Origin of the sequence: Pseudooceanicola algae, from assembly GCF_003590145.2 — a bacterium.
Classification (GTDB): domain Bacteria; phylum Pseudomonadota; class Alphaproteobacteria; order Rhodobacterales; family Rhodobacteraceae; genus Pseudooceanicola; species Pseudooceanicola algae.
Genome location: NZ_CP060436.1, coordinates 3,086,951 through 3,105,638 on the forward strand (window position 1 = coordinate 3,086,951; position 18,688 = coordinate 3,105,638).

Annotated in this window: 17 protein-coding genes and 1 pseudogene; 7 read left to right on the forward strand and 11 right to left on the reverse strand. The window is 65.4% G+C overall.

Annotated features, from left to right (window positions below; genetic code table 11):
• Positions 1 to 8 precede the first annotated feature (8 nt).
• Positions 9 to 1,454 (reverse strand): aldehyde dehydrogenase family protein, encoded by a 1,446-nt coding sequence (locus tag PSAL_RS14420; RefSeq protein ID WP_119839271.1) that lies wholly within the window; start codon positions 1,452 to 1,454, stop codon positions 9 to 11.
• 245 nt (positions 1,455 to 1,699) lie between these two features.
• On the opposite strand from PSAL_RS14420, the gene PSAL_RS14425 reads away from it, so the two are divergent.
• Together PSAL_RS14425 and PSAL_RS14430 are read left to right on the forward strand one after the other, a co-directional pair.
• Positions 1,700 to 2,353, forward strand: a complete 654-nt coding sequence (locus tag PSAL_RS14425) for a peroxiredoxin (RefSeq protein WP_119839272.1) — start codon at positions 1,700 to 1,702, stop codon at positions 2,351 to 2,353.
• Between the two features lie 71 nt (positions 2,354 to 2,424).
• Entirely contained in the window at positions 2,425 to 2,841 is a 417-nt protein-coding gene (locus tag PSAL_RS14430; protein WP_119839273.1) for a hypothetical protein, read from the forward strand.
• On the opposite strand, the gene PSAL_RS14435 is transcribed toward PSAL_RS14430, so the two are convergent.
• The 7 genes from PSAL_RS14435 to truB all read right to left on the reverse strand — a co-directional run bounded on the left by PSAL_RS14435 (position 2,836) and on the right by truB (position 9,609).
• Positions 2,836 to 3,678: an alpha-1,2-fucosyltransferase gene (locus PSAL_RS14435; RefSeq protein WP_119839274.1), complete on the reverse strand. Its 843-nt coding sequence runs from the start codon at positions 3,676 to 3,678 to the stop codon at positions 2,836 to 2,838. The two genes, PSAL_RS14430 and PSAL_RS14435, sit on opposite strands and share 6 nt — an antisense overlap.
• Positions 3,675 to 4,391 carry a glycosyltransferase family 25 protein gene (locus tag PSAL_RS14440; protein WP_119839275.1) on the reverse strand — a complete coding sequence of 239 codons (717 nt, stop codon included), beginning with the start codon at positions 4,389 to 4,391 and terminating at the stop codon, positions 3,675 to 3,677. The genes PSAL_RS14435 and PSAL_RS14440 overlap by 4 nt, the downstream gene beginning before the upstream one ends.
• Positions 4,392 to 4,614: 223 nt before the next feature.
• The gene (gene pnp / locus PSAL_RS14445; protein ID WP_119839276.1) at positions 4,615 to 6,750 is read right to left on the reverse strand and encodes a polyribonucleotide nucleotidyltransferase; all 2,136 of its coding nucleotides are present in this window, start codon (positions 6,748 to 6,750) and stop codon (positions 4,615 to 4,617) included.
• 374 nt (positions 6,751 to 7,124) lie between these two features.
• Entirely contained in the window at positions 7,125 to 7,394 is a 270-nt protein-coding gene (gene rpsO, locus PSAL_RS14450; RefSeq protein ID WP_119839277.1) for a 30S ribosomal protein S15, read from the reverse strand.
• A gap of 238 nt (positions 7,395 to 7,632) precedes the next feature.
• Positions 7,633 to 8,058, reverse strand: coding sequence for a hypothetical protein (locus PSAL_RS14455; protein WP_147407630.1), 426 nt, complete (start codon positions 8,056 to 8,058; stop codon positions 7,633 to 7,635).
• Between the two features lie 112 nt (positions 8,059 to 8,170).
• Positions 8,171 to 8,686: a DUF1643 domain-containing protein gene (locus tag PSAL_RS14460; RefSeq protein WP_119839435.1), complete on the reverse strand. Its 516-nt coding sequence runs from the start codon at positions 8,684 to 8,686 to the stop codon at positions 8,171 to 8,173.
• Positions 8,687 to 8,691: 5 nt separating this feature from the next.
• Positions 8,692 to 9,609 carry a tRNA pseudouridine(55) synthase TruB gene (gene truB, locus PSAL_RS14465; RefSeq protein ID WP_119839279.1) on the reverse strand — a complete coding sequence of 306 codons (918 nt, stop codon included), beginning with the start codon at positions 9,607 to 9,609 and terminating at the stop codon, positions 8,692 to 8,694.
• A gap of 259 nt (positions 9,610 to 9,868) precedes the next feature.
• On the opposite strand from truB, the gene PSAL_RS14470 reads away from it, so the two are divergent.
• Positions 9,869 to 11,119 carry a hypothetical protein gene (locus tag PSAL_RS14470; protein WP_147407631.1) on the forward strand — a complete coding sequence of 417 codons (1,251 nt, stop codon included), beginning with the start codon at positions 9,869 to 9,871 and terminating at the stop codon, positions 11,117 to 11,119.
• A gap of 50 nt (positions 11,120 to 11,169) precedes the next feature.
• Here PSAL_RS14470 and PSAL_RS14475 read toward each other — a convergent pair whose 3' ends face one another.
• Together PSAL_RS14475 and rbfA are read right to left on the reverse strand one after the other, a co-directional pair.
• Positions 11,170 to 11,937, reverse strand: a complete 768-nt coding sequence (locus tag PSAL_RS14475) for a phosphodiester glycosidase family protein (RefSeq protein WP_119839281.1) — start codon at positions 11,935 to 11,937, stop codon at positions 11,170 to 11,172.
• An 85-nt stretch (positions 11,938 to 12,022) separates the two neighbouring features.
• Positions 12,023 to 12,430: pseudogene (gene rbfA / locus PSAL_RS14480) on the reverse strand (30S ribosome-binding factor RbfA); the annotation flags it as partial.
• A gap of 118 nt (positions 12,431 to 12,548) precedes the next feature.
• Between rbfA and dapB the strand changes: the two are divergent.
• Complete coding sequence (gene dapB, locus PSAL_RS14485; RefSeq protein WP_119839437.1) at positions 12,549 to 13,376, forward strand: 4-hydroxy-tetrahydrodipicolinate reductase; 828 nt, start codon at positions 12,549 to 12,551, stop codon at positions 13,374 to 13,376.
• A gap of 128 nt (positions 13,377 to 13,504) precedes the next feature.
• Here the strand turns inward: dapB and PSAL_RS14490 are convergent, their stop codons facing one another.
• Positions 13,505 to 13,687: a DUF1674 domain-containing protein gene (locus PSAL_RS14490; protein WP_196222801.1), complete on the reverse strand. Its 183-nt coding sequence runs from the start codon at positions 13,685 to 13,687 to the stop codon at positions 13,505 to 13,507.
• Positions 13,688 to 13,759: 72 nt separating this feature from the next.
• Here PSAL_RS14490 and PSAL_RS14495 point away from each other — a divergent pair, with 72 nt between their 5' ends.
• The 3 genes from PSAL_RS14495 (at position 13,760) to purH (ending at position 18,683) form a co-directional block, all read left to right on the forward strand.
• Positions 13,760 to 15,139 carry an RsmB/NOP family class I SAM-dependent RNA methyltransferase gene (locus PSAL_RS14495; RefSeq protein WP_119839283.1) on the forward strand — a complete coding sequence of 460 codons (1,380 nt, stop codon included), beginning with the start codon at positions 13,760 to 13,762 and terminating at the stop codon, positions 15,137 to 15,139.
• 206 nt (positions 15,140 to 15,345) lie between these two features.
• Entirely contained in the window at positions 15,346 to 17,058 is a 1,713-nt protein-coding gene (locus PSAL_RS14500) for a heparinase II/III family protein (RefSeq protein WP_331274410.1), read from the forward strand.
• A gap of 26 nt (positions 17,059 to 17,084) precedes the next feature.
• Positions 17,085 to 18,683, forward strand: a complete 1,599-nt coding sequence (gene purH, locus PSAL_RS14505) for a bifunctional phosphoribosylaminoimidazolecarboxamide formyltransferase/IMP cyclohydrolase (RefSeq protein ID WP_119839438.1) — start codon at positions 17,085 to 17,087, stop codon at positions 18,681 to 18,683.
• Positions 18,684 to 18,688 lie beyond the last annotated feature (5 nt).

Here is an 18,688-nt window from a genome sequence, read left to right on the forward strand (position 1 = left end):
GAAACGGATCAGGCGGGCTCCTTGGCCCAGCCCGAAACCGATTTTACTTCCATGAAGTCTTCCAGCCCCCAGACGCCGCCTTCGCGTCCGATGCCCGATGCCTTCATGCCGCCGAAGGGGGCACCGGCGCCGCGTGGCTGGCCGTTCATCTCGACCATGCCCGACCGCAGGGCCAGGGCCATGCGGTTGCGCCGCGCACCATCGGCGCTCTGGACATAGTTGGTCAGACCATAGGGCGTGTCATTGGCGATCTCGATGGCCTCTTCTTCGGTGTCGAAGGGCATGATCGTCAGGACCGGGCCAAAGATTTCCTCGCGCGCGATGGTCATCTGGTTGTTGGCATCGGCAAAGACGGTGGGACGGACGAAATAGCCCCGGTTGAAGCCTTCGGGGCGGCCGGTGCCGCCTGCGACAAGGCGCGCGCCTTCGTCGATGCCCTTCTGGATCAGCCCCTGGATCTTGTCGAACTGCGCGGCATTGACCACCGGGCCGATATGCTTGCCCTCGTCATGGGCCGAGCCGATCTTGACGGCATTCGCCACGGCGGCGGCCTCTTCGACGGCAGCATCATATATCTCGCGCTGGACCAGCATCCGGGACGGCGCGTTGCAGCTTTGGCCGGTGTTGTTCATCATGTGCAGCACGCCGCGCTCGACGGCCTTGTCGTCGGCATCGGCAAAGATCACATTCGCGCCCTTGCCGCCCAGTTCCAGGTGAACTTTCTTCAGGGTGGCGGCGGCGCTTTGCGAAATCGCAATGCCGGCGCGGGTCGAGCCGGTGAAGCTGACCATGTCCACATCCGCATGGGATGTCAGCGCCGAGCCGACGCCTGCGCCATTGCCGTTCACCAGGTTGAAGACACCGGCGGGCACGCCGGCGGCATCCATCAGTTCGGCAAAGACCAGTGCGTTCAGCGGGCTTTCCTCGGACGGTTTCAGGATCATCGTGCAACCGGCGATCAGCCCGGCAATGACCTTGAGCGTGATCTGGTTCAGCGGCCAGTTCCAGGGTGTGATCATGGCGCAGACGCCGAAGCCTTCATGGACGATCCGGTCGTCGGGCGCATGGTCGCCAAGCGGGCGGACGAACTGGAATTCCTTGGCCGCTTTCAGGAAATTCTCGGTGTGCCAGGTGCCCGCACCCCATTGGTTGTTGCGCGCGAAATCGATCGGCGCGCCCATTTCCATCGACACGGCCTTGGCCACATCTTCGCGGCGCTCGGCATAAAGGTCGAGGAAGCGTTCGACGATGGCGATCCGCTCGGCGGGGTCGCGCTTCATCCAGGCGGGAAAGGCGGCGCGGGCGGCGGCGACGGCGGCATCGACATCCGCCTGTCCCCCGAGGGAAATCACCGCGCAGGGTTCCTCGGTCGAGGGGTCGATCACGTTGTGATCGCGGGTCTGCGCCGGGTTCACCCAGGCGCCGTTTATATAGAACTGGCGTTTCTCGATCATGGAAATCTCCTGACTTGTCCGGGAATTTCCCCGGAGCCTTGCCTTGTGAAATCCGCATTGCAGGCGGCAATTTCAATGGCTCGGCAGGCAGTTTGTCACCGCCCGGCGACCGGCGCAATCCCTGACCGGGCGCGTGGCGACTGGGCGCCCCCGGGGCGGGCAAAGGTTCCGATGGCAAGGGGGGTGCAATGGCGCGCGACCGCGCTTAGGTTAACCGCAACGCAACGTCAAAACCGGAGGACGACATGTCTCTGCGTATCAACGATACCGTGCCCGATTTCACCGCCCAGACCGACAAGGGAGAGATCTCTTTCCACGATTGGATAGGCGACAGCTGGGCGATCCTGTTTTCGCACCCCAAGGATTTCACCCCGGTCTGCACCACCGAATTCGGGGCCGTGGCGCAGCTGGCGCCGGAATGGGAAAAGCGCGGCACCAAGGTGATCGGCATCTCCGTCGACGGCGTGGCCGAGCATGAGAAGTGGAAAGGCGATATCGAAAGCTTTGCCGGCGTGGCCGCAGGGTTCCCGATCATCGCCGACAGCGACCTGGCTGTGTCCAAGCAGTTCGATATGCTGCCCGCCGATGCCTATATGCCCGATGGCCGCACCCCGGCGCATTCGGCGACCGTGCGCTCTGTCTTCATCATTTCGCCGGACAAGAAGCTGCAGCTGACGATGACCTATCCGATGTCGGTCGGGCGCAACTTTGCCGAGGTGCTGCGGGCGCTCGACGGTCTGCAGGCCACCTTCCAGACGCCGATCGCGACCCCGGCCAACTGGCAGGTTGGCCAGGACGTGATCGTCGCCCTGTCGCTGGACGATGCCGCCGCAGAAGAGAAATACGGCAAGCTCGACAAGAAGCTGCCCTATCTGCGGCTGGCAAAATCGCCGCTTTGAACCACTTTTGCAGCGGGCGCGCGGGGTTCTCCGGCGCGCCCGCCGTGGGTTTTGCGGTTTGGTAAGCAGGCATGCTGGGATTCATCTTCGGGCGCAAGGCGCCGTTTGCGCCGCCCGAGGATTGGCAGGATCTGCAGGTTCCGGGGCCCTCGGGCCTGCGCCTAACTGTCAACCGCGCGCTGGAAACCTGGGACAAGCGGTTCGATTTCGGGGTCCTGCTGCGTATCCGTCTGGCCCGGCCCAATGGCCCTGATCCGGGGCCCTTTCAGACCCGGCTACTGGCGCTCGGCGCACCGGAAGGTCGCGCGCTGCTGGCCGCTGTCCTGGCCGAAACCGACGGGTGGGTCTTTTATTGTTATTCGGTCTCGCTGCACGAGGCGCAGACCTTGCAGGAGGCGCTGACGGGTGAATTCCCCGGACCTGCGGTCGCCATCAGTGTCGAGCGGGACAATTTCTGGCAGGTCTATCGCGAACTTCTGACGTCATGAGGTGATCTTGTACCAGTCGGGCGGCAAGATGTCGGGGTTGCTCAGCTCGGCCTTGCCGAACCATTGCGCCGGGGCCATGACCTTCTTGCTAGGATTGGCATTCAGCCAGGCACCCCACCAGGAAAACGACGAATTGGCGATGATGTTGTGCTGGCACAGGGACATCAGTCGCAGATCCTCGAAATCGGCTTCGGCGCCGTTGTGATCCACAATCACCGGCTGGCCGGGCAGGCGCAGATTGTCGCGCGCCCAATCGGGGTCGTCGGAAAAGACATAGATCACCGGGTCATGGGGCAGTTGCGGCAGAAGCGCGGCCAGCGCGGCATCGTAGTAGGGCTGACCGCAGATCACGTGGCTGGCATTGCTGACGTAATCTCCGCGACGCAGATGCAGGGACACCGACGGCCCGCTGGCGATCTGTTCGGCCAGATCGGCATTGCGGCCCTGCGGCGCGGGAAAGGCGAAATCGCGGCGGATCTCGTCTTCGGCACCGGCGAAGTATTTCGCACTTTGCCAATAGCCGTGCAGGTAGGTTTCGTCCGGGGCTTCCAGCACGGCGGGGTCAAAGCCAAGGCCCTTTTCGCGCAGATACTTCGGTTTCGTTCCGCCATAGCGCCACAGCAGATAGGCCAACCGGCGGTCCTGTTGCGAGGGCGGCATCTGGTGCGGGGCGACCGTATGCAGGTTGAAGATGCGGTTCAGGCTTTTCTCGCCCCGCGCGACGGCCAGCCGGTCATCGACGACCAGCCCGACGCAAAGCCGCTTGGCCAGGGCGCGGCCCAGGGCGTATTGGAACATCTGGTTCCCGGTGCGGCCGTGAAAGCGGGTGTAGATCATGAGGTGCCGGATTTCTTCGCGATGGCGCGGCGATAGCGGGATCGTTTCCAGCTGCGGGTGATCTCCGACAGCGGGGTTTTCTTGCGCTGGATGGTCGAGCCGCCGGTGGTCGCCGCCCCGCTGGAAATATCCGCAGGCCAGATCGTCAGACTGTCCACGCCGGTTTCCCACCGCATCTGAAGCCAGGTGTCCACGGGTCGGTCAAAGCGTTCCGACGCCTCAAGCAGGCGTTCGGCGGCACCCCGTCCCAACAGATAAAGCGCGGCCGTCAGCCCGATCACCTCTGGGCGGAACAGGCGGTGGCCGCCTGCTTCTGCCACGACCTTGGCCGGGGTCTCGCGCGGCGACATGGGAAAGCGGATCAGGCTGTCTTCGCTCGCATGCTCCAGCGCCAGGGCCAGCGCCGTCGCGAAGTCCTTGCCCAGCACCACGTCATCCTCGGCCACGATTCCGAAGGGGTCCCGCGATCCGACAATCCGTTCCCAGGCGGCGCGATGGGACAGGAAACAGCCAATTTCCGAGGGCATCAGCGGGAAGGGATAGCGCGGTTTCAAAAGCGCTGTGCCGGCGATTTCGGCCACGGCTTCGTGGCTCATGGCGCGGCCGTTGACGGCGGGGACCACGTGCAGATCCGGCAGGCCACGGGCCAGCGCCTTGACCAGTGGTTCGCGCGCCGTGCTGGCGTCCAGATGGATGACGTAAGATTGCACCATGCCGCCTGCTTAGGCGGGATTGTTCAGCCGGTCCAGAGTTTTGACGCCCCTTGGCATCCCCTCGCCGGTCAGCGCCGCGCCCGCATCGAGCGGCCACGCCGCTGCGGAGGCCGGGGGCCTCCGGGCGCCCCGACCCGCCGGTTGCGATCAGGAGAGGGGGCAAAGGAAAAGGGCCCCGGCATTTCCGCCAGGGCCCTTCGAAATCTCGGAAGAGGTCAGAAGATTACTCTTCTGCCGCTTCTTCCTTCGCGGATTCTTCGCCGGTTTGCTGATCGACCATCTTCATCGACAGGCGGACCTTGCCACGGTCATCGAAGCCGACCAGCTTGACCCAGACTTCCTGACCTTCTTTCAGAACGTCGGACGGGTGGTTCAGGCGGCGGTTCTCGATTTGCGAAACGTGCACGAGGCCGTCACGCTTGCCGAAGAAGTTCACGAAGACGCCGAAGTCGACGATCTTCACGACCTTGCCCTTGTAGATCTTGCCTTCTTCCGGCTCGGCCACGATCGAATAGATCATGTCGTAGGCGCGCTGGATGGCTTCACCGTCGGACGAGGCGATCTTGATGATGCCGTCGTCGTTGATGTCGACCTTGGCGCCGGAGGTTTCCACGATCTCGCGGATGACCTTGCCGCCCGAGCCGATCACTTCACGGATCTTGTCGGTGGGGATCTGCATGGTTTCGATGCGCGGGGCATGTGCCGAGAATTCCGCGGCACCCGAAAGCGCCTTGTTCATCTCGCCCAGGATGTGCATCCGGCCTTCCTTGGCCTGGGCCAGGGCAGTTTTCATGATCTCGGGCGTGATGCCCTGGACCTTGATGTCCATCTGCAGCGAGGTGATGCCTTCGGAAGTCCCGGCAACCTTGAAGTCCATGTCGCCCAGGTGGTCTTCGTCACCGAGGATGTCGGTCAGGATCGCGTAGTCGCCATCGTCTTCCAGCACCAGGCCCATGGCCACACCGGCAACGGCGGACTTCAGCGGGACGCCTGCATCCATCATCGACAGCGAACCACCGCAGACCGACGCCATCGAGGACGAGCCGTTGGATTCGGTGATCTCCGACACGATGCGGATCGTGTAGGGGAAATCGGTGGCGGCGGGCAGGACAGCCTGCAGGGCGCGCCATGCCAGCTTGCCGTGGCCGATTTCACGACGACCCGGACCGCTGACGCGACCGACTTCACCGACCGAGTAGGGGGGGAAGTTGTAGTGCAGCAGGAAGTTCGACTTGAAGTTGCCGTGCAGCGCGTCGATGAACTGTTCGTCATCGCCGGTTCCCAGCGTGGTCACGACCAGGCCCTGGGTTTCGCCACGGGTGAACAGGGACGACCCATGGGTCCGCGGCAGGATGCCGGTTTCCGCAACGATCGGGCGCACCTGGTTGGTGGCACGGCCGTCGATCCGCTTGCCGTTCTTCACGACATCGCCACGCAGAACGCCGGATTCCAGCTTCTTCAGCGCGGAACCGAGGTTGGCATCAGCCAGCTGCTCTTCGGTCAGGGCGGCCTTGATGTCGTCCTTGACGGCGGCAACGGCAGTGGTCCGTTCCTGCTTGTCGGTGATGGCGTAGGCGGCGCGCATCTTGTCTTCGCCAGCGGCTTTCACGGCTGCGAACAGATCCGAGTAATCCGGGGGCGAGAAGGCAAATGGCTCTTTCGCGGTCTCTTCGGCCAGGTCAATGATCAGGTCCAGAACCGGCTGGATCTGCTCATGGGCGAAGGTCACGGCGCCGAGCATTTCTTCTTCGGTCAGCTCGTAGGCTTCCGATTCGACCATCATCACGGCATCTTTGGTGCCGGCCACGATCAGGTCGAGACGCTGCTCGGGGTTGTTGCGCAGGTTGTGCATGTCGTCGACCGACGGGTTCAGCACATATTCGCCGCCCGAGAAACCGACGCGGCAACCGGCGATCGGGCCCATGAAGGGCGCGCCGGAAATGGTCAGCGCAGCGGAGGCGGCGATCATGGCGACGACATCGGGGTCGTTTTCCAGATCGTGGCTGAGCACGGTGCACATGACGAGGACTTCGTTCTTGAAGCCCGAGGCGAACAGCGGGCGGATCGGACGGTCGATCAGGCGCGCAGTCAGGGTTTCCTTCTCGGTGGGGCGGGCCTCACGCTTGAAGAAACCGCCGGGAATCTTGCCCGCGGCGTAGTATTTTTCCTGGTAGTGGACGGTCAGCGGGAAGAAGTCCTGGCCTTCTTTCTGCTTCTTGGCAAACGTTACGTTGGCCATGACGGAAGTCTCGCCCAGAGTGGCGATGACCGAACCGTCGGCCTGGCGGGCAACCTTGCCCGTTTCCAGCGTAAGCGTCTCTTCGCCCCACTGCATCGATTTCGTTGTCACGTTGAACATCGGTAAATCCTATCGGGGAGCACTCCCGGGCCTTCCCGGGTCTCCCGTTTTCCTGGCGGCCCCATTGCCGCCGACCCCATTATCCTTTGCTTCACAGCGCGGGGGTCCTCGCGCTACGTCTCAGATGGCCGGGCCATACAGGAAAAAGGCCTGCGTGGAAAGGGTCTTCACGCTGTGGAGGCGGGCCGGTGGGCGCAAACGGAGGTCGCCAGATGTGGGGCCGGAAGGACCGGCGCGGTGTCCTTGTTCAGGGTCTTCCAAAAGGTACAGGGCGAGGCATCGGCCGGCGCCCGCAAGTCACGAAGTGCAGACCCGCCACATGCAAAAGGGGCCGCCCAATGGCGACCCCTTCGCGAACGTTCGTCCGGCAGCGCTTAGCGGCGCAGGCCGAGGCGTTTGATCAGGTCCGTGTACCGGGCCTCGTCCTTGCCTTTGAGGTAGTCCAGCAGCTTACGACGCTGTGCAACCATCATCAGCAGGCCGCGACGGCCGTGGTTGTCTTTCTTGTGGGTCTTGAAGTGCTCGGTCAGCGTGGCGATACGCGAGCTGAGAATGGCAACTTGGACTTCGGGCGAACCGGTGTCGCCTTCCTTGGTTGCGTATTCCTTCATGAGGCGCTGTTTGTCTTCGACGGTGATCGACATCGGGGTCTCCTGTCTGTTGAGGGTGAGGGCGCAAGCCGGGATGTCGTCCAGCAAGGTCCATGGAGTCATCCCCGGCCACGGCAGGGCCGCACCGGAAGATTGCGCGCTGATAGGGGATTCGCCCGCGCTTGGAAAGGGAAATCTCTTGTTTTGCGGGTCCGGGAGGGTCTGGCCCGGGTCGGGGCGATCTCGGGCACGGGTGCAACGGGCTGCGTCCGCTGCTTCATCCGGTCCGGTGTCAGGCCTGGCGGCCGCGCCGGGCCTCGATGTCGCGGGTCAGGCGGATGTCGGTCTGTTCCAGCGCATCCGCCCCGGCCAGCACCACGACGCAATGGCCATCGGCAAAGATGCGGGTCAGGTTGGCTCCGGGGTCGGCCCGGATTTCGATCACCGGCAGCGGGTCGCCGGCGGGATAGGACAGTTCCAGACGATCGACGCCCCCGGCAAAGCGGGGAATGACCGGGATCTCGCCGCGGCTGTTCCTGTTCGCGGTTTCGCCGACAAGGCGGGTCACGGCCTGACGCTTGGCGCGGTCGCGCGCCTCGATCGCGTGCCGGATGGCGCCGATGCGGGCCAGAAGCGTATCCGGCCCCAAGGGCGCGGAGTTGCCTCCCGCGCCGACCTCGGCACCTGGCCCCGCTCTTGTGCGGTCGGGTCGTATCATGCGGATCTTTCCCCGGAATGGCCCCATGTCACCCGTCCTCCTTCGACAAGAGCTTGTCTCATGCCGGATCAGGACGCGTCCAAGTCTATCGGGTGCAAAGGTGAAGCGTCGGTTAACGCTGCCAAGGCTCGGGCTGGACCGTATAGGCACGGTAAAGCGGGTGGCGCGGGTGGCCGCCCTTGGTCAGGCCAAGGTGCGCAAGGGGGCGCCCGGTGCCGTGCAGCAGGTCCAGCACCTCGGCATCGCGGGCCAGGTGGCCGCCGTGCACGCCCCAGCCGCACAGCAGCAGACCGCCCTCGCCGACCCAACCGGCGCTGTCGCGCAGCACGGCGTCATTGTCCGGGCCGATAGGCTGCGCGGCCGCCTTCAGCCGCGCCGGGGCGGTTTCACGCCAGGCGAACAGGTTGCAGACCCGGAAGCCGCCAAAGCCAAGCGCCCGTGCCCGGCGTTCGCAGCGTTCCACCGTGGGGTCATTGGCCGTTTCCGTCGCGGTCGAGGGGTTGAGCATCACGAACAACATGCGCGGCCCCGGCCCCCAGGTGCGGGTCAGGGCATAGCGATAGGATTCGCAGGGGGAATAAAGCGCGCTGCTATCTGCGTCGCCCTTGCGGAAGTGGCGCGTGACCAGTCCGCTCATGCGCCTTCGGTCAGGTTGAACACCCGGCTGGGGTGCAATTCACCGCCCCGGAAGGTGCCCACGGCGACCGGTTGCCCATTCAGGCTGGCCCAGCAGGTTTCGCCGTACTCAAGCCCGCTGGCGATCACCATGCCGGGGTTGCCGTGACGCAGGCGGGTGGCGCCTTCGGCGGTGGCATGGACCTCTGGCAGATCGGCCAGGCCCAGTTCCAGCGGCAGCAGATAGGCGTCAAGCTCGGGCGTGCGGGCCAGCCTTTCGACCTCGGCGAAGGCAATGCCTTCGGCCACGTCGAACGGCCCGGACCACAGGCGGCGCAGGTGGTCCACATGGGCGTGGCATCCCAGCACGCGCCCCAGGTCCCGCGCGATGGAACGGACATAGCCGCCCTTGCCGCAGACCATTTCCAGTCGGGCGTGATCCGCATCGGGGCGGTCCAGCAGGATCAGGCTTTCGACGAACAGCGGGCGGGCCGCGATTTCCATCGCTTCGCCGTCGCGGGCGCGTTTGTAGGCGCGTTCACCGTCGATCTTCACCGCACTGAACTGCGGCGGGACCTGTTCGATGTCCCCGACGAAGCCTTGCAGGGCTTCCTTGATGTCATGGTCCGACGGGCGGGCGTCACTGGTCGCGATGACCTCGCCTTCGGCATCGTCGGTATTGGTGCCCTGTCCCAGCCGGATTACGAAATCATAGGCTTTCAGCGCGTCCGTCACGAAGGGCACGGTCTTGGTCGCCTCGCCAAGGGCAACGGCCAGCACGCCGGTCGCTTCGGGATCAAGGGTGCCCGCATGGCCGGCCTTGTTGGCATCCAGCGCCCAACGGACCTTGTTCACCACGGCGTTGGAGGTCAGCCCGGCGGGCTTGTCGACCACGAGCCAGCCGGAAATGTCGCGTCCCTTGCGTCTGCGTCCCATGAAGATATCGCCCCTGTTTGCCGAAGGTCCGCGACCTAGCGGGCCGGACCTCAGGCGTCAAGGGGGCTGAAGTGCGGCGTGTGTCAACGCCTTTCCACGTCCTGCCGTACTGACGGTCGTAAACACCGATTGGCACAATCAGGGATTGATATGTGTCCGCGCCAATGTCAGCTTGACGTAGGGGGAGGGCGCCGCACTGACACATCAGCGCAGTGTCCGGATTTCCGTCATTCGGCGGAGCATTTTCGGAGGAGTTTCCATGACCATACCCATTTCGACAGGCAGGACAGGAATCGCGCGGCGTCCCGCAGGATCGCGCGCGGCGGCGGCGGTGCTTTTGCTGACGGCAGCCAGCCTTGCTCTGCCCCAGGGCCCGGCCCAAGCGCAGGACGCAACCGGCGACATGGCCTGCGTCGGCAACGGCTGGTTCGACAAGTCCGATGCCGATTTTGCGGCTGATTGCGCCGCCATGGCCTTTGGCGACAGCCTCGCGGATCGCGAGACCCTGGCCTGGATGTTCTTTGCGCGGGTCAATCGCATGATCGCGGACACGGCGAACGGCGGCATGTCCGGCACCGATCAGGCCCCGCTGTGGATGTCCTGGCCAAGCGATCCGGATACCTTCGACACCCGCATGCCCTTTGATTTCGGCGCCGGCGCGGATCACGCCATGCAGCCGAGCGCGGAAAAGAAGGATATCCTTGCGGGCCGTGTCTCGACAGAGGACCCGGACGGCGCCAATGAACAGGTGACGCGCAACAAGATCAGCTATGACTATCTTGTCGACAACGGGCTGACGACGAAACGCGATCTGGCCAGTTTCTTTACCGACAACGAATACGTCGACATGCCCGTCGGTTCGATCGAACTCAAGGCGTCCTGGTTGCAGGTCACCCCCGGCAGCCCGGTCCCCGAAGGCGCGCTGACCTTCACCTTCGACAGCGGGGAATACTGGTGGCGGGGCCTTCATATCATGGTGAAGATGCAGTCGCTGTCCGACCCTTCGCAGGTGTTCTATTCCGAAGATCCCAGCTGGTTCTGGACCACTTTCGAATTCAACGACAACCCCGGCGTGGCCGAGGTGCGCGATGCACTGATCACCCAGCGGGCCCCGCTGAGCAGCGACGAAATCGCCGCGATCCTGCGCGCGGCGGGTCTTGGGGATGCGGGGCTGCAGGCCTATGCGCCGAACGGCACCCAGATCCGGTTCACCGAGAATGGCGAAGGCACGGTACCGGTGATCCTTGGTCACACGGACATGGAGGATTTCGCCGGCAGTCCCAATACCGCGCAGCCGACCTACTGGACCCGGTTCGAGGCCAGTTGCCACAGTTGCCATGCCACGGCGGCCTACAACCCGACCTCGGCCGAGTTCTTTCCCTTCTCGGTGCCGACGGGGGCGCTGCATCCGGGGTACAACATGGCCGACAAGGCAGGGGTGACCCATTACCTGGGCCAGGGCTACAAATCGCTTGATTTCATGTGGCCGATCGCCTTCCAGACCCACTAGCTGCCTGAAAAGGCAGAAGGCCGGCAGTCCCGGATTGCCGGCCTTGGCCGTCAGTCGCCTTCGCGGTCGACCACGACGCCGACAATCGGCCCCATGGCGCGACCCCAGTCGTTCCGTCCAAGTTCCGGTGCATACAGGCGCGAGATATTGCCATCGAAGAACAGCGCCTGGTTCAACCCGAGGTCGTCGCGAAAGACCTTGCCGAATTCATGGAAGGTGACCGGATTGCGCGAAATCAAGAAGGTCGCCGTCTTGCCGTCATCACTGGTGCCGACCCCGTTGCGGATATAGCGCGAGGTGCTGTCGGGCAGGAAGCGGGGATGCAATTCGCCGTCGATGACCAGCATCGGACCGGATTGCGTGGCATAGCGGCAGGCGGGGGCCTCGTCTTGAAACCGCAGGGTCTCGATCACGCGGGCGGACCCGTCGCCAAGGCAGAAGACCCCGTTGGGCAGCAGCCCGAAATTGCCCGGCCCGGCGTTGGGGATCAGGCGCATGACCTCCTTGCCGTCTTCGACGTAATGGCCGACAGGGGCGCGGTCTTCGTGATACATGCCAGCGTTCATGGCAAAGGCCAGCACCTTGCCTTCCCCGGCCAGCCGTGCGTCGATCGCGGAAAATTCGCCATAGGGCGCGCCGCCGGCATCATAAAGGAACAGGCGCAGGTCCTCTTGCGTCATGTCGACCTGGCAAAGCGCATACCGGTTGCCGGAAAACTCTGCGTTCCGGCAGGTGACCGCGCCGGCTGGAACGCCGGAAAACGCCGGGCTCAGCCCGGCCCCTGCCGCAAGTGCAATCAGCCAGGGACGCAGGCGCATCGGCTTATTCTTCCTTGTGGGATTCCGGCCCTTCGCTGTCAGGCCCCGCGCTGGTGTCTTCGGCCTGATCGTCGCTGACCTGATCCTCGCCGGACTGGCCGGCCGCGATATCGCGGCGCACCGTTTCGTCGGAAAACAGGCGACGGGATTCGTCCAGCAGATCAAAGGTGTCGTCGGGGCGGAACCGCAAATCCGGGGTGAACTTCAGCTTCAGCTTGCGGCCGATCATGCGGCGCAGTTCATACTTGTTGCGGGCCAGAAGCGCGACGGCATCGTCGACATTCCCACCGCCAAGCGGCATCACGAAGGCAGTGGCGATCTTCAGATCGCCGGTGGTCCGCACTTCGCCGATGGTGATCGACAGACGGTTCAGCTCCGGGTCGTGGATATCGTCCCGCGCCAGAATTTCGGAGAGGGCACGACGGATCGTCTCGCCCACGCGCAGCTGGCGTTGCGAAGGTCCGTCCCCATCGGTGAATTTGTTCCTGCTCATGTCCCGCATCTAATCGCTCTGCGCGCCTTTGCCAAGCGGTGCAGGGCTCCCGCGACCCTTTGCCAAGCGCCTTTTCGCAGGATAAGACACGCCTGCGGCTGACATGCAGGAGATCGAGATGGCTGAAACGGGATCGCAACTGCCCGGAATCGTGGTGACCGGCGCCTCGGGGCGGATGGGTCAGATGCTGGCGCGCAGTGTCCTCGACAACCCCGCGACCCGGCTTGTCGGCGCGGTCGAACGCAGCGGAAGCGATTGGATCGGCCGCGATCTGGGTGCGGCCATGGGGGGCAGCGCGCTCGGCATCACCGTGACCGACGATGCGGAGGCCGCCTTCGCTGGGGCTGATGCGGCCATCGACTTCACGGCCCCAGCCGCGACAGTGGACTTTGCCGACCTCGCCGCCCGCCACGGGCTCGTCCATGTCATCGGAACCACAGGCCTGGCGCCCGAAGACATCGCCCGTATCGCGACCGCCGCAAAGCAAACCGCCATCATCCGGGCCGGCAACATGAGCCTCGGGGTCAACTTGCTGACCCAGCTGACCCGCAAGGTCGCCCAGGCCCTGGACGAAGACTTCGATATCGAGATCGTCGAATACCACCACAACCGCAAGGTTGACGCGCCCTCCGGCACCGCCCTGATGCTGGGCGAAGCAGCCGCTGAAGGGCGCGAGGTCTCGCTCGAAGGCGTGGCCGACCGTGGGCGCGACGGGATCACCGGCGCGCGGGAACGCGGTCATATCGGCTTTGCGGCCATCCGTGGCGGCGGCATCATCGGGGAACACGACGTGCTCTTCGCCTCGCAATCCGAACGCATCATCCTGCGCCATGTCGCCGAAGACCGCACGGTTTTCGCCAAGGGCGCGCTGAAAGCCGCGCTCTGGGGACAAGGCAAAGCACCGGGCGAATACGACATGCTCGACGTGCTCGGCCTCAACGACTGATCACGCCACCCGTTTCCCTGTTCGAAATATCCCGGGGGAACGCGCGCTGACCGCTTCAAGCGGCCAGCGCGCGTGGGGGCAGAGCCCCCGGTGCCCTGTACCCACCGGTGCAAGAGCGCCTAAAGCGCTCAGAAGTCGATCGCCAGCCCCTTCTTTTCCCAGTCGCCGTAGCGCGCAGGGTCCGGGCCATCCCGGCCACCATATTCCTTCGGGGTGGCAATGGCCTCGGCTTCGGCCTTTTCACGGCGCGCCTGCGCCTCTGCCAGGGCGCGTTGCGCGGCGGCGGGCAGATCGTTGTGGTTTTCATCCATCGGCATCATGCTTCCTTTCGGCTCGCCCCATGTTATACGCCCGCCCTGACCCCCGGCAAGGAGTCCGCCGTCATGCAGAACCCACGCAAGCCCAGATCCCGCCGGCCCGCGCCGCAAACGCAGGGCCCGAAACCGGCTGCACCGGCCGATCCGCAGGACAGGGCACCACGGATTCCGACCGCGCGAGACGCCGCGCTGCGGATGCTGAACGAGGTGCTGGGCGAAGACCCCCGCCTGCTGTCGGACCTGCGCGACGCGCCCTGGCTGCGGCCCATGCCCCCGGCGGACCGCGCGCGCGCCCTGCGCCTGGCGACGGAAACCCTGCGCGGGCTGGAGCGTTGTGACCGGCTGTTGTTCAACCACCTGAAAAAGACCCCGCCGCCCGAGATCCTCAACATCCTGCGCCTCGGCTGCTACGAACTGGCCACGGGTGCAGCGGCTCATGGGGTGGTCAACGACCTTGTCCAGGCCGCAGGACGGGTGCCGAAACAAGCCCACATGAAGGGCCTCGTGAACGCCGTATTGCGCAAGACGGCCGAGGAAGCGCCGGTGCAATGGACCCGCCTGCGCGCCCCGCGCCTGCCCGACTGGCTGCGAGAACCTCTTTGCGAAGCCTATGGAAAACCACGTGTTTCCGCCTTCGAACTGGCGCAGTCGCAGGGCGCGCCCCTGGACCTGACCCCGCGCGATCCCTCGGCGGCGGCCGACTGGTCGGAAAAGCTGGGCGGCGTTCTCCTGCCCATCGGCTCGATCCGGCTGGAAGCCGGGCAGCAGGTCTCGGCCCTGCCGGGCTACGACGACGGGGGCTGGTGGATTCAGGACGCCGCCGCCGCGCTACCGGCGCGTATCCTTGCGCCGCAAGCGGGGGAAAACATCCTTGATCTTTGCGCGGCACCGGGCGGCAAGACGCTGCAACTGGCCGCGGCGGGTGCCCGCGTCACCGCGCTGGACCTGTCGGAAAACCGCCTGAAACGTCTGCAGGAAAACCTGCAACGCACCGGTCTGACGGCCAGCGTCCTGGGCGGCGATGCGTTGGAATTCCAGCCCGAGGACGGCACCCTGTACGACGCCATCCTGCTGGACGCGCCCTGCTCTGCCACCGGCACGATCCGCCGCCACCCCGACTTGCCGCTGGTGCGCGAAGGGGATGAGATCGGCGGGCTGATCGAACTGCAGGCCGCCATGCTGGACCACGCGCTGACCCTGCTGAAACCAGGTGGGCGGCTGATCTTCTGCACCTGTTCGCTGATTCCCGACGAAGGCGAATGCCAGGTCGAAGAGGCCCTTGCCCGCCATCCCGGCCTGAGCGTGGACCGGGATGCCCTGACCTTGCCAGGGGTTGAACCCGATTGGATCACCGAAGAAGGCGGGCTGCGCCTGACCCCGGACATGTGGCCCGACCTTGGCGGCATGGACGGCTTCTACATGGCCTGCCTGCGCAAGGGCGCCTGACAAGAAGGCTTTGGAAGGGTGTCGCGCAGGCTTTGGCGATGCAACCGGCGCGCCGGGCCGAATGCTGCATGACAGGGACGCGACCAGCGGCTAGGGTGAGGAAACAGGGCGACGCACCGGGGTAACCCGGCGCCAACAGGCCCCCGGAACCCAGAGGCAGGTCGATGACGCACCCCGGATCCCGGCGTTCAGCCGGGGTGGGCACAGTGAACAGGATCCACGCCAGGCTCGCCGCGCGGGCCCGGATCGAGACCGCTTTCATCTTCTACCCCGATCCGCGCGGCTTTGGCCCGGTGGAGCGGGGCAAGGCCCTGATGGCGGGGGATTTCCTGTTCGCGGGCACAGAAATTTCGGCTCCGGAAACCGATCCCGACGCGGCCCCCTGGCGGGTCGAGGTGCCGGATGCGGGCTTTTCCGATGCGGTGCAGGGGTTCGACTGGCTCGAAGACCTCGCGGCCCTCGGGGACAAGCCCGCGCGCCTGCGGGCGCAAGGCTGGATGCGGGACTGGATCGACCTTTATGGCCGGGGCGGCGGGCCCGGCTGGACGCCCCTGCTGACCGGGCGCCGCCTGTTGCGCTGCATCAATCACAGCCAGTTCCTGATGCGCAAGGCCAGTGCCGAGGACAGCGCCGCGATCTCGACCAGTCTGGGCCGTCAGGTGCTGTTCCTTGGTCGCCGCTGGCACAAGGTCCCGCCCGGTCTGCCACGGGTCGAGGCCCTGACCGGCCTGCTTTGCGCGGCCCTTTCCCTGCACGGTGCCGAAGGGTTCGTCGCCCCGGCCCAGACCGGTCTGGAAAGCGCCATCGCCGATCTGGTCACCGCCGATGGCACGCTGGCCAGTCGCAACCCCGAGGACCTGCTGAAGGTCTTCACCCTGCTGATCTGGGCGCTGACCGCGCTGGAGGAAGCCGACAGCCCGGCCTTGCCCGGTCATCTGGCCGCCATCCGCGCCATTGCCCCGGTGCTGCGCACCCTGCGCCATTCGGATGGCACGCTGGCGCGGTTTCAGGGCGGCGAGCGTGGGGTCAACGGCCGGCTGGACCGGATGCTGGCGGCCTCGGGCGTGTCGCTGCCCAGCCCGCAGGGCCGGGCGATGGGCTTTGCCCGGCTGGGCGCGGGGCGTGTCAGCGTGATTCTTGATGCCGCGCCGCCCGCGCGGGGGCGCGAGGGGGCGCATGCCCATGCCTCGACCCTTGCGATGGAGATCACTTCGGGGCGGCGGCCCCTGGTGGTCAGTTGCGGATCCGGCGAAGGCATGAGCGCGGATTGGCAGCGCGCGGGCCGCTCCACCCCCAGCCATTCGACGCTGATCCTAGACGGTAAATCCTCGTCCCAGTTTGCGACCCGTAGCGACGGCTTTGCCCATATGCCCCGTCACGTGCAGGCCGAGATCACCACCAGCCCCGAGGGCACCCGGCTGGAGGCCAGCCATGACGGCTATGTCAGGGACTACGGGCTGACCCATGCGCGGCTGCTGGATCTGTCCTTCGATGGTCGCGCCATGGGCGGCGAGGACATGTTGCTGGCGCTGGCCGACCGGGACAAGAAACGCTTTGACCGTGCCGGGGGGCAGGCGGCGGATCTGGGCATTCCCTACAAGATCCGCTTTCACCTGCACCCCGAGGTCGAGGCCGCACCCGATGCCGACGACGGCGCGCTGCGGCTGACATTGCCAAGCGGGGAAACCTGGCTGTTCCGATATGACGGGCAGGCGGGGCAGGAGGTCGAAGCCTCGGTTTTCCTTGAAAAGGGGCGTATCCGGCCGAGAAGCTGCAAACAGTTGGTTCTATCTGGCCGCGCGATGGGATATGCGACCCGCATCCGTTGGTCCTTTGCCAAGGCTCCGAACATGCCGGTTGCCACCCGCGACCTTGCCGGGATCGAGGCCGATGACCTGAAGATGCCCGAATTGTTCTGACCCGTTGCTGCTGGATGGCCCAAGACATGACCGAGACCCTCGCGCTTTACCCCCTGCGTCGCGCCCTGATTTCCGTATCCGACAAGACCGGCCTGATCGACCTGGCCAGGTCGCTTGCCAGTCGCGGGGTCGAGCTGCTGTCGACCGGCGGCAGCGCCGGGATGCTGCGCGAGGCCGGGCTGGAGGTCACCGACGTGGCCGATGTCACCGGCTTCCCGGAAATGATGGACGGGCGCGTCAAGACCCTGCATCCCAAGGTGCACGGCGGTCTGTTGGCGCTGCGCGACGACGCCGGCCATGTCGCGGCGATGAACGAACATGACATCACCCCGATCGACCTGCTGATCGTGAACCTGTATCCGTTCGAGGAAACCGTCGCCAAGGGCGCGGATTACGACACCTGCATCGAGAATATCGACATCGGCGGCCCGGCCATGATCCGGGCGGCGGCGAAGAACCACAGGTTCGTCTCGGTTGTCACCGATACCGAAGACTACGCCGCGCTGCTGGAAGAACTGGACGAACATGACGGCCAGACGACTTACGCCTTCCGACAGAAGCTGGCGCTGAACGCCTATGCCCGCACCGGCGCCTATGACGCGGCCGTTTCCGCCTGGATGACCGGCGCGCTTGGCCAGGAGGCGCCGCGCCGCCGGGTCTTTGGCGGCACCCTGGCGCAGACCCTGCGCTATGGCGAGAACCCGCACCAGAAGGCGGGCTTCTACCGCGACGGCTCGTCCCGGCCCGGCGTGGCTTCGGCCACTCAGGTGCAGGGCAAGGAGCTGAGCTACAACAACATCAACGACACCGATGCCGCATTCGAGCTGGTGTCGGAATTCCTGCCCGGCAACGGCCCGGCCTGCGCGATCATCAAGCACGCCAACCCCTGCGGCGTGGCGCGCGGCGAGACCCTGCGCGAAGCCTACATGCGCGCCTTCGACTGCGACCGGACTTCGGCCTTCGGCGGGATCATCGCGCTGAACGAGGCGCTGAATGCCGAAACCGCCGAGGAGATCGCGCAGATCTTCACCGAGGTCATCATCGCGCCGGGTGCCGATGAAAAGGCGCGCGAGATCCTCGCGAAGAAGAAGAACCTGCGCCTGCTGCTGACCGATGGCCTGGCGGATCCGCTGACCGCCGGCCTGATGGTCAAGCAGGTCTCGGGCGGCTTCCTGGTGCAGGACAAGGATTCGGGTCACATCGACATGGACGACCTGCGGGTGGTGACGAAACGCGCGCCCTCGGACAAGGAAATGGCCGATCTGCTGTTCGCCTGGAAGGTCGCCAAGCACGTGAAGTCCAACGCCATCGTCTACGTCAAGGATGGCGCGACCGTCGGCGTCGGGGCCGGCCAGATGAGCCGCGTCGACAGCTGCCGGATCGCCGCCCGCAAGAGCCATGACATGGCCGAGGCGCTTGGCCTTGCCGAGCCGCTGACCAAGGGATCGGTCGTGGCCTCGGATGCTTTCTTCCCCTTCGCGGACGGCCTGCTGACGGCGGCGGAAGCTGGGGCGACGGCTGTCATTCAGCCCGGTGGCTCGATGCGGGATCAGGATGTGATCGACGCGGCAGATGACGCGGGGCTGGCCATGGTGATGACCCGCATGCGCCATTTCCGGCACTGAGCGGA